General features: G+C 67.6%; 9 protein-coding genes. All 9 read right to left on the bottom strand.

Going from position 1 to position 9,049, the window contains the following annotated elements:
- Positions 1 to 253: 253 nt before the first annotated feature.
- Positions 254 to 1,183 carry a hypothetical protein gene (locus tag DB30_RS18550; protein WP_052550779.1) on the bottom strand — a complete coding sequence of 310 codons (930 nt, stop codon included), beginning with the start codon at positions 1,181 to 1,183 and terminating at the stop codon, positions 254 to 256.
- A 6-nt stretch (positions 1,184 to 1,189) separates the two neighbouring features.
- Positions 1,190 to 1,369 carry a hypothetical protein gene (locus DB30_RS18555; RefSeq protein WP_052550781.1) on the bottom strand — a complete coding sequence of 60 codons (180 nt, stop codon included), beginning with the start codon at positions 1,367 to 1,369 and terminating at the stop codon, positions 1,190 to 1,192.
- A gap of 51 nt (positions 1,370 to 1,420) precedes the next feature.
- Positions 1,421 to 1,816: an acyl-CoA thioesterase gene (locus tag DB30_RS18560; RefSeq protein ID WP_052550784.1), complete on the bottom strand. Its 396-nt coding sequence runs from the start codon at positions 1,814 to 1,816 to the stop codon at positions 1,421 to 1,423.
- 55 nt (positions 1,817 to 1,871) lie between these two features.
- A complete protein-coding gene (locus DB30_RS18565) occupies positions 1,872 to 2,348 on the bottom strand; it encodes a response regulator (RefSeq protein WP_052550786.1) in 477 nt (158 codons plus the stop codon).
- 2 nt (positions 2,349 to 2,350) lie between these two features.
- Positions 2,351 to 5,362 carry a tetratricopeptide repeat protein gene (locus DB30_RS18570; protein ID WP_052550788.1) on the bottom strand — a complete coding sequence of 1,004 codons (3,012 nt, stop codon included), beginning with the start codon at positions 5,360 to 5,362 and terminating at the stop codon, positions 2,351 to 2,353.
- 39 nt (positions 5,363 to 5,401) lie between these two features.
- Entirely contained in the window at positions 5,402 to 7,120 is a 1,719-nt protein-coding gene (locus DB30_RS18575; protein WP_052550790.1) for a sigma-54-dependent transcriptional regulator, read from the bottom strand.
- Positions 7,121 to 7,123: 3 nt separating this feature from the next.
- Positions 7,124 to 7,561, bottom strand: coding sequence for a hypothetical protein (locus DB30_RS18580; RefSeq protein ID WP_146659514.1), 438 nt, complete (start codon positions 7,559 to 7,561; stop codon positions 7,124 to 7,126).
- A gap of 162 nt (positions 7,562 to 7,723) precedes the next feature.
- Positions 7,724 to 8,239, bottom strand: coding sequence for a hypothetical protein (locus DB30_RS18585; RefSeq protein ID WP_052550793.1), 516 nt, complete (start codon positions 8,237 to 8,239; stop codon positions 7,724 to 7,726).
- Positions 8,240 to 8,346: 107 nt separating this feature from the next.
- Complete coding sequence (locus tag DB30_RS18590; RefSeq protein ID WP_146659516.1) at positions 8,347 to 8,904, bottom strand: hypothetical protein; 558 nt, start codon at positions 8,902 to 8,904, stop codon at positions 8,347 to 8,349.
- Positions 8,905 to 9,049: the final 145 nt, after the last annotated feature.

Here is a 9,049-nt window from a genome sequence, read left to right on the forward strand (position 1 = left end):
TCGCGCTAGTCGCGCCTCGAATTTCCATTAGGTCGGTGCTGATTCTTTGCCCAGGACGGTTTGGTCCCCGTCCTGGGCTCCGTGTTTAGCCTTCACGCCCCCCAGTGCCCCCGCGCTGAGGGGCGTTGCTTTTGGAGCCGCTCGACCTCCCGGCCACGAACTCGTGCCAGGGCGAGCCGACGAAGCGATCGCGAGGGTAGCTCAGCCCCAGCCGTTCGGCAGCGACACGTGGATCATGTCCGTGTCTGTGGCGCTAGTGTTCATGGTCTGCGGGCTCGGGCACTCGATCCGCGAGGCGCCACAGTCGATCCGGGGGCACGCGCGCCTCGACCCCTTCGAACAGCTCTTCGTCGGTCGCACAGCTCGACTTGGGGAGCCGCCGCGGATCCAACACGACGTGCCCCCGCAGGGCGCACATGCCCCCCAGCGGCATCGTGTGGATCGCAGGCGCCCAGCCCTTCTCGAACACCTCGGCGAGATCCGTACGAAGCTGGCCGCGACATCGCGGGCAGATCGTCAGCGCGCCGTCGTCGGTCCGCGCGAGGGTCACCAGCGGATCACGTCCGCTGAACTCGGCGCGGATCGATCGCCACCAGCTCGCGTCAAAGCGATAGCCAAGCTCGACCGGCTGGTCCGGCAACAGGCCCTCTTGCGTGAGCCACCACGCCGCTAGGTAGTAGGCCGGCGCCATGCCATCGGGACCATCGCGCGACTCGATCATCAGCGGCGGGCGATCGAAGTGCGGATCTTGATCCCACGCGCGCTCGAGCCGGACCCGGCGCTGACCGGCCAGGTGAAAGAAGCGATGGCCAAGCACGACTCGACTCAGCCGATCCGCGAACACGAACAGCGTGTTGCCCAGCTTGCGCCACGGGTTCACGCTCGCCTCGCAGACCTTGATGCGATCGCACTTGAGCCGACCATCGGCGCGCTGCCACACGCTGATGAGCTTGATCTCGATGCGGTCCTCCCAGTCGGGCGTGGGCACGCTGTCATGGACATCCAGACCCAGGTGCCACTGCAGGGCGTTGCCGTGGCGTCCGCGACCACGGGCGGCGGCCAGCGCTTCGGCGGCCGGGCCAAGCGGCAGCCCCCGCGCGGCCTCGGCGAGCAGCTCGAGGTGGCGACAGCGGCGAAGCGGCGCGTCACGCTGTGGCGGCCGGTGGCGCAGCGGCAGCCGCACGCGCGGTCAGTCCTTCTTCGCGGGCGCCCGCTGGACCGGCTTCTTGCTGTCGTTCTTGTGCTTGTCCGCCTGCTTGTCCGTCTTCTTGTCGCCCTTCTTGCGGCCCTTTTGCTCGGCGCAACCAACGCTGAACACGCTGAACGACATCATGGACACGGCGAGCACGAGACACGAGAGCTTGGACATGACGGTTCTCCTAGACCACCCTGGACGAAGCGCTGGGTTGGGTCAAGCGGCTCACAGGCTCGCGCCAGCGTCGATCGGGACCGCTCGGCCGGTCTCGTCAATGGACACGTAGACCGCCTCGGCCGTGGTCACCTCCACGCTCCGCTTGGTGTCGGTCGGCCGATGGGCGACCACGCGGACGCAGACCGTGATCGAGGTCCGACCGACGCGCAGCACCTCTGCGTAGCAGCTGACGATGTCGCCGACCCGCACCGGGTGCGAGAACACGACCTCGCGCATGGCGACCGTGACGACCCGCCCCACGCCAAGTCGATGCGCTGCGATCGCCCCGGCCTGATCGATCAGGCTGAGGATCTTGCCGCCGAAGATCGTGCCGTGAGCGTTGGTGTCCGCGGGCATCATGCACACCCGGATCGCGGGGTGGGGATCGTCGGGGATCGTCGTCATTCCCCGCACCTTAGCAGGGAAGTCTTTGACCCCCACATGGACCTTGGACTCTCCCTCAGCCGGCTCCTACGGCGCCGAGGATCGTCCGGCGGATCGTGCTCGCGTCGGCGTAGTCGGGACAGTAGTGCAGCCCTGGATCCTTGCTGGACAGCGCCCGAAATCGCTTCTCCTCAGCGCCAAAGTCGTACGACAGGATGACCGGCCGCTGGTAGCCAGCGTCGCGCAGCGCTCGGAGGATGAACAAGCCCTGGTTGTCCTGCTGAAAGTGCCGGGCGCGGCCGATGTCGCCGTTGAACCGACCGGTGAGCTGGACCATGTCGCCGAGCAGCTCTTCGACGGGGGTCCTGTCAAAGCGCATGTCGAGGAACACCACGTCTGGCTGCTCGCCCACGATCATCTCGCAGGCTCGCCCGCCGCTCTTGGCCTGGCGGTAGTCGATGCCCTCGGCCACGAAGGTCGTGAGGTTGGTGATGTACTCGTCGCCGTCCTCGACCACGAGCACTCGAATTCGACGTTGTTGATCGCTGTCCATGGTCATGGTGTCGCTGCTGTTGGGATCGCCGAGGCGGACGCTGGCGCCGGGGTCTCGCTGGCGGCGTCCGGCTCCTCGTCGAGGGCGAAGAAGCGCAAGACAACGGCCTTCTCCCACCCGGCCTCTGGCTCGACGGCGATCGAGCCATCGTAGCGCGAGAGCAAGTCGGCGGTGATCCCCATCCCGCGCTCGACGTAGCGACCGCGCAACATCTCGTTGGTGAGCCGCTCGGGCGAGCGATCCTTGATGCGGATCGCCAGGGTCGAGAGCCCTGTGATGTCGTCGATCTCGGTCGCCAGCTCGACGCCAAGACCGAGCGGCGGCTGGGCGTACATCGCCGACGACATCAACGAGTTGCGCAGCACGTTGGCCAGGATGTCGTGCAGATCCGTGGGGAAGATCCGGACCTGCTCGCCCTCCCCTTCGATCGTCAGCGGCGAGATCGGGATCGCGTCGAACTTGTCTTCGGTCGCGACCTCTTCGTACACCAGCGCGATGAACTCGGGGTCGACGCGGGCGATACACAGGCTGCGGATCACATCGCTGAGCCGATCGAAGGCCCGTCGCCCAAGCACATCGCCCGCGCGCAGCAACACCTTGGCGAGCTCGAGCTTTTTCGTTGGCTTGAGGCCGCCGGGGTGGCGCAGCCACTTGGCCATGCCAGCGACGTCATCAAACGCCTTGAGCATGGCCTTGAAGGTGGGATCCTTGCGGCGCAGGTTGAGCGTGACGTCGTGGGCCCGCGCGACGTGCTCGAGCTCCGCCACGTAGTTCAAGAACCGCCCATAGATCCCGCGCCGCTCGCCGCGGTGCGGATCGTTGTCGCTGCTGGCGTCGTCGTCCCCAAACAGGCGCCGGGCGAGCAAGGTGGCGCGCGCCTCGGCGTCGGGCTCATCGAGCTCGAGCGCGCGCCCAACATCCGACAAGAAAGCGGTGTTGTGCTTGAGGATCTCGTGACGGATCAGGCTCAAGATCCGCGCGACCTCGGGAAAGCAGCTGGGTGAGCGCTCGAGCAGCTGCGGCAGCGAAGACCCCCGCACGCGCCGCCAGATCAACGCCAACGGGATCGACAGCAACACCAGCGAGCCCAGCGCGATCGCCAGGTAGACCTTGAGGAACACCGAGTCCATGTGGGCCCGCAGCTCCTGCGCCGAGTCCCAGTACACGTCATAGGGGCCGGCCTCGCGCAGGTAGATGTCGAGCTGCTCACTGGCTGCCCACAGCTCGAGGTTGTCCCACAGCAATTTTGCGACGCGGTAGCGGGCGATCACCGAGCCAAGATCCGCGGCGCGGCGCAGGTGCGAGCGGCCCTTGGCCGAGTCCGCCAGCATCAAGCCCAGCCGCTCGTGGACCTCCATTTGATCGGGATCGACGCCAAGGCTCTCGTCCCAGTAGACCCGCGCCTGGCCTTGCCGGCCCTCTTGCACGTACACGACCTGCGCGAGCATGTTGAGCAGCGCCGTCTCCTGCGGAAATTTTTCGCGGGCCTTGAGCAGCAAGGTCTCGGCCCGATCCCACTCGCCGTGCTCGGCCCCGAGCACGTAGGCCTCGCTGATCAGGCGGTGCAGCTCGGGATCGAGGCGCCCAACGTTGGACGGCAACGGGGGCGGAACGAACGCGACGTGCTCCTCGACCTCGCGCTCGAGCGCGGCGATCGCCTCGCGGGCGGCGTCGCGCTGGGGATCATCGGGATCGCCGTACTCGAGGTAGTCGCGAAAGTGCTCGATCGCCTTTTGCTTGTCCGAGCGGGTGTAGAGCTCGCCCAAGTGAAAGTGCAGCACGTGCAGATCGGGCCGCAGGCGCAGCGCCATGTCGAGGTGCGTGCGCGCTTGCTCGTCTTCGGCGCCCGAGAACTCCTTCTTGTAGAGCAGCCCCAACGCCATGTGGGTGGCGTAGTCGTAGCGCTCCATTGCGATCGCCCGCTTGAACGACTCGATCGCCGCGGGCAGGTTCTCGTTGCGGGCGTAGACCTCACCCAAGTAGTAGTGGGCCCGCGGGTACCAAGGTGAGTCATCAACGGCGAACTCGAGCTCGGCCAGCGCGGTCCTCAGATCCCGCCGACGCAGCGCCTCGAGCCCGCGGTTGTAGGCGGCCTCGGCCTCGGGCGTTGGCTTGCCGCCCTGCAGCTCCTGGATCTCCGCGACCGCCAGCTGGATCTGCAGCTCGTCGATCCACTTCTTGGCCTGGCGCACGGCTTCGAGGTCGTCGGGGTGCATCGCCAAGATCCGCTCGTAGGCGGCGACGGCCTGCTGCGGCTGGTCGAGCCGCCGATGCAGCTCCCCCTCGAGCTCGAGCGCCGCGAGCTTGGGTATGGCCTCACGGGCCCGGCACTCGCGGCGGTAGGCGTCCAGGTGCGCGACCGCGGCCTCGAGGTGACGATGTTGCTGCTGCTCGAGCGGCGCGAGCTCGGCCTCGGCGGCGCGCAGCTCGGCGGCGACCAAGCGGATGTCTTCGGGCCGCCCGACCTCACCGACCTCGAGCGCGGCGAGCTCTTCCGCGATGTCGAGTCGCTCCTTGGCGTAGACGTCGGCGCACTCGCCCATCCACGCGACCGCGTTCTCGCGCTCCGACAGCCACAAGCCGCGGGGGTCGTAGACCTCGAGCAGGGTCAGATCCTCGATCGCCAGTCGCGGGCAGCGGCCCTGGAGCGTCGCCCGCTTGTGCACGTGGGCGCGGCCGCGCAGCGACTCGGGGTCACCGTCGTGGATGTCCAGCGCAGCCGTGTACTCGTTGATCGCCTCTTGCCAGCGGCGCTGCTGCATCGCCCGCTTGGCCCGGCCAAGGTGGTCGGCGAACGCGATCTCGCGCTGCTGCTCGATCGTGAGCGGATCGAGCACGCCCTCGCCCCCCTCGCCGTCGTCGACGCCCGGCAGCTCGCCGCCGGTTGTCTCTGGCCCGGGCAGCGGGTCACGCGGGGGCGCGGCCGACACCGCCGTTGGCAGCACCAACACCCACAGCGCGAGCAGCACCCCAAGCCCACCCAGGAGCGCGGCGCGAACGGAGATGGCCGCCATCCCCGACCAAGCGCGTCGCCGTGTCCACATATTCCGGCCTCACCCCGCCCGCGAGCGCTTGAGCTCGCGCAGCTTGATGCCCAGCTGGTTCATGCGCAGCTGGACCTTGCGACCCGACTCGGGATCGGCGAGCAAGAACTCCGCGACCCGCGACAAGTCCCCCGCGAAGTGGTGATACAGGCGCTCGAGGTACTGCCGCTCGACCTCGCAGCTGACGGCGTTGAGTGACTCTGCTGGGGACACGCGGACCCGCAGGCGCAGGCCCTCGCTGTCTTCGATGAGGTCGTCACCGAGCTCGGCGACCGGCTCGCCGAGCCCCGCCTCGGCGAAGGGCCGCAGCAGATCACGGATCGTGCGGGGCTGGATCACGATGACATCGGGCCGGGCCTCGAGCTCGCCATCTTCCGACTCGACCGGCTCGATCTGATCGACCCGATCGACGAGCTCGACGAGCGTGAAGGTCACCAGGTTCGAGAGCACCATCTCGAACTGGCGAAAGTTGCCGGGCCAGTCGAAGTCCTGCAGCAGGTTGTAGCTGTTTTGGTGCAGCAACAGGTGGATCCGGCGTGGATCTGGCTTGATCGGGACCTTGCGGCCCACGGTGACCCGCAGTCGCTCTTGCTCGGCTGGCGCCCACAGCCCGCGCTGCTCGGCGTACTGCATGAGCAAGTCCCGGTTGTAGCCGCCTTGGCACACGCGCTCGAGGAAGAACTCGAGCAAGTGTTGAAAGTCGTCGCGGCGCTGGCGAAGGCTGGGCAGGGTCACCGCCGTCGACGGGTTCAAGCGCATGAACAGATCCTCGCGGAACCGCCCGCTGCGGACCATCTGCGCCAAATTTTCGTTGGTTGCGACGACCAGCTTGATGTCCGCCGTGCGCTCTTCAACCGATCCGACCGGTCGATAGCCGCCCTCTTGCAGGACCAAGAGCAGCGATTTTTGCAGCTCGAGCGCGAGGTTGCCGATCTCATCGAGGAACAACGTGCCACCGTGGGCCCGCGCCAACACACCCTCGCGCGAGCTGCTGGCGCCGGTGTAGGCGCCCTTGACCACGCCAAACAGCTGCGCGGCCATCAGCTCCGACGGGATCGTGCTCAGATCCACGGCCATGAACGGCCCCGTGCGCTGCGAGTGCGGATGAATGTACTCGCGCGCCAGCAGGCTCTTGCCGGTTCCGGTCTCGCCCTGAATGATGACCGGCAGCTGCCCGCGCGCGAGGATCGCCAGCCGGCGGCGCAGATCTGCCATCGCCGGCGCCGTGCCCCAGTAAAATGGCCCCTCATCGTCGGCCGAGCTGCGCTGGTCGCGAGCGAGGATGCCCTCGACCTGGACCTTGAGCGCGCGCGCGTCGAGGTACTCGTCGTCGAGCAGATAGGTGTAGTCCTCGGCGTGGAGCCGCTCGGCGTCGGCCTCGAGCGGAAGATCGTCGAGCGCGGTCATCACGATGACCGGCAGATCCGGGTAGCGACGACGCAGACGATCGAGGATCTGCAGGCCCTGTGAGCGACGCAGCCGCTCGTGCACGCGCTCCGCGTCACCCTTTGCCAGCAACGCGGACTTGTCCTCGGGGAGCAGATCCTCGTTGGGGATGTCGAAGTGAACGTCGAGCAGGACCAGATCGATGCTCCGGCGCGAACGCGCCAGGATCTGCATCGCCTGTTGGTGGTTGCGCGCGGGTCCGACGAACTCGTGCTCGGGCATGAAGCGCCGGCACAGCTCGAGGTACTTGTCCTCGTCGTCGATGATCAGGATCGACGACATCTGCTAGTCGCGGTCCCGCAGCAGCCGTCGGTGGAGGTTTCGCAGCTGTAGACGGATGTCCTGCTGGGCCGCCCGGATGTTGGCCCGCTCGCGCGCGAGCGTCTCGCGGTCATCGTTGGCCAGCGCCGCGCCGACCCGCTCGAGCCTGGCGACGGCGCTGCCGACGGCCTCGAGCTCGGGCTCGAGCGGACGCGGCAGCGCGCCAACGTGGGCCTGCCAGATCTCCCACGCGGCCTCGCGGCGGTCGCCGTGCTTGCGGGTCTCGAGCAGATCAGCACGCAGCGCGGTCAGCAATTCCTCGGCGACGGGGCCATCCCACACCGCCTCGTCGAGGTTGGCCGACGTCCACGCGACGTACTTTCCAAGATCGTGTTTGAGCGCGGCGACCTGCTCGAGCAGGTCACCGGTTGGCGTGTGTGCGTCCCCGGTGGTCACTGTCACGCGAGAGCATCCCGCAAGCGCCGGAACCGAGCAAGCGGCGCGCCGGAGCTGCGGACACGATGCTGCCCACGGTGACCCCGTCCGCGCACGTCGCCCATGTCACCCGTGTCGCCATGTCACCCGCGAGCGGGCGAGACGCCCACGCCCGAGCTGACAGCACGCTCAGCCGGCCGCGACGACGCCGTCGGGCAGCGAGTAGCGGGTGGCCCGAGCCCGTCCGATGCTCGAGACCTTGCCGACGCGCCGCATCCACGACAGGTAGCCACGCAGCTCGATGGTGTCGACCTCGATGCGCTTGGCGAGCTGCCCGATCGTCAGTGACGGGGTGTCGGTGAGCACCTCGAGGATGCGCCGGTACATGAATTCCTCGCGGCTCTGGCTGTCGGCCGAGGTCGCGGGCTTGGTGTCGACATCAGCCTGACGCCCGCCATTGCTAGCGGGGCTCGCTACGCTGGACTCGCCGCTGGTCCCACGCTTCGCACCGGCGCCGGCGGCGATCAGGGCATCCTCGAGGTCGGACAAGGTCAGCTCGCGCATGGCGTCACCGGCCTCGCTAGCGAGCAGCTCGCGGATCGTGGTGATGAGGGGTGCCTTGGCTAGCGTCTGCTTGGCAGCTTTGCGCAAGCCCGAGCGATTGTTCGCCAACGCGTTCTCGAGTAGTCGAGCGATCTCCAACATTTTGTCTTCATATCCCCGCGCGTGCGTAGACGGCGGCCGAAACGTGGGCGGACTATGCCACCAGATCGGGCAACTGCCAAGCGCCCGGAACTTGGTCCGCCTGCGCGTCAGTTGCAGGTGAGGTAGCCGAGATCGACCTCGCGGCTCTCGCATGGATAACAGCAGTCGTCGCAGTCTTCGGAGAAGTCGATGCCGACCCCGTAGCTCAGGCCGCTGTCGGTCTGCGCGCCGAAACAGATCCACTCGTCGACATCACACAAGATGGTCTCGAGTCCGTCGTAGCCCAGACCCGGCGTCCTGTACTCCGCGGACCCAGAGGGCCACGTCCAGTCGCGCGCATCCGAGAACAACTTCCAGCTCACGTGCGATCCGTCGTCGCAGTCGTCGGTCACGCGGAAGGTCATCAGCGGCGAGCAGCCGGCGCCGTAGGGATCATCGCCGTCGAAGCCGTCCTCGCAGTAGCAGGCCCCGCGGTAGTCGTACGCGAACGGCCCGCACTCGGTGTCCTCTACGACGAGCACGCAGCCGAGCCCCGCGGCGGTCGAGAACCCGACCGCGACGAGACAGACGCGCAGGACATGACCCAGACCCTGAACCAGTCCCCTCCGAGCGGACGCGGGCCGTGGGCAGGGAGGCGACTCGATACGGAAGTTTGAAGCAGACATGGGACCTCCAAGGGGCGCGAGCAACGATACCGGTTCTGAGCGCGCTTGACTTGGGTGACAACCCGCGACCGGGCGACAGGTGATCCCCCGCCAGCACCTACTTGGCACCAGCCCGGCCGGGCGATCAGTAGTCTCGCCTGGCGCC

The organism is Enhygromyxa salina (genome assembly GCF_000737335.2).
GTDB lineage: Bacteria > Myxococcota_A > Polyangia > Nannocystales > Nannocystaceae > Plesiocystis > Plesiocystis salina_C.

What these genes read in the sequence shown, in the direction of transcription:
- DB30_RS18555 (WP_052550781.1), bottom strand. Translation starts at nt 1,369, where the DNA reads ATGTCCAAGCTCTCGTGTCTCGTGCTCGCCGTGTCCATGATGTCGTTC.
- DB30_RS18575 (WP_052550790.1), bottom strand. Translation starts at nt 7,120, where the DNA reads ATGTCGTCGATCCTGATCATCGACGACGAGGACAAGTACCTCGAGCTG.
- DB30_RS18590 (WP_146659516.1), bottom strand. Translation starts at nt 8,904, where the DNA reads ATGTCTGCTTCAAACTTCCGTATCGAGTCGCCTCCCTGCCCACGGCCC.
- DB30_RS18570 (WP_052550788.1), bottom strand. Translation starts at nt 5,362, where the DNA reads ATGGCGGCCATCTCCGTTCGCGCCGCGCTCCTGGGTGGGCTTGGGGTG.
- DB30_RS18565 (WP_052550786.1), bottom strand. Translation starts at nt 2,348, where the DNA reads ATGGACAGCGATCAACAACGTCGAATTCGAGTGCTCGTGGTCGAGGAC.
- DB30_RS18560 (WP_052550784.1), bottom strand. Translation starts at nt 1,816, where the DNA reads ATGACGACGATCCCCGACGATCCCCACCCCGCGATCCGGGTGTGCATG.
- DB30_RS18585 (WP_052550793.1), bottom strand. Translation starts at nt 8,239, where the DNA reads ATGTTGGAGATCGCTCGACTACTCGAGAACGCGTTGGCGAACAATCGC.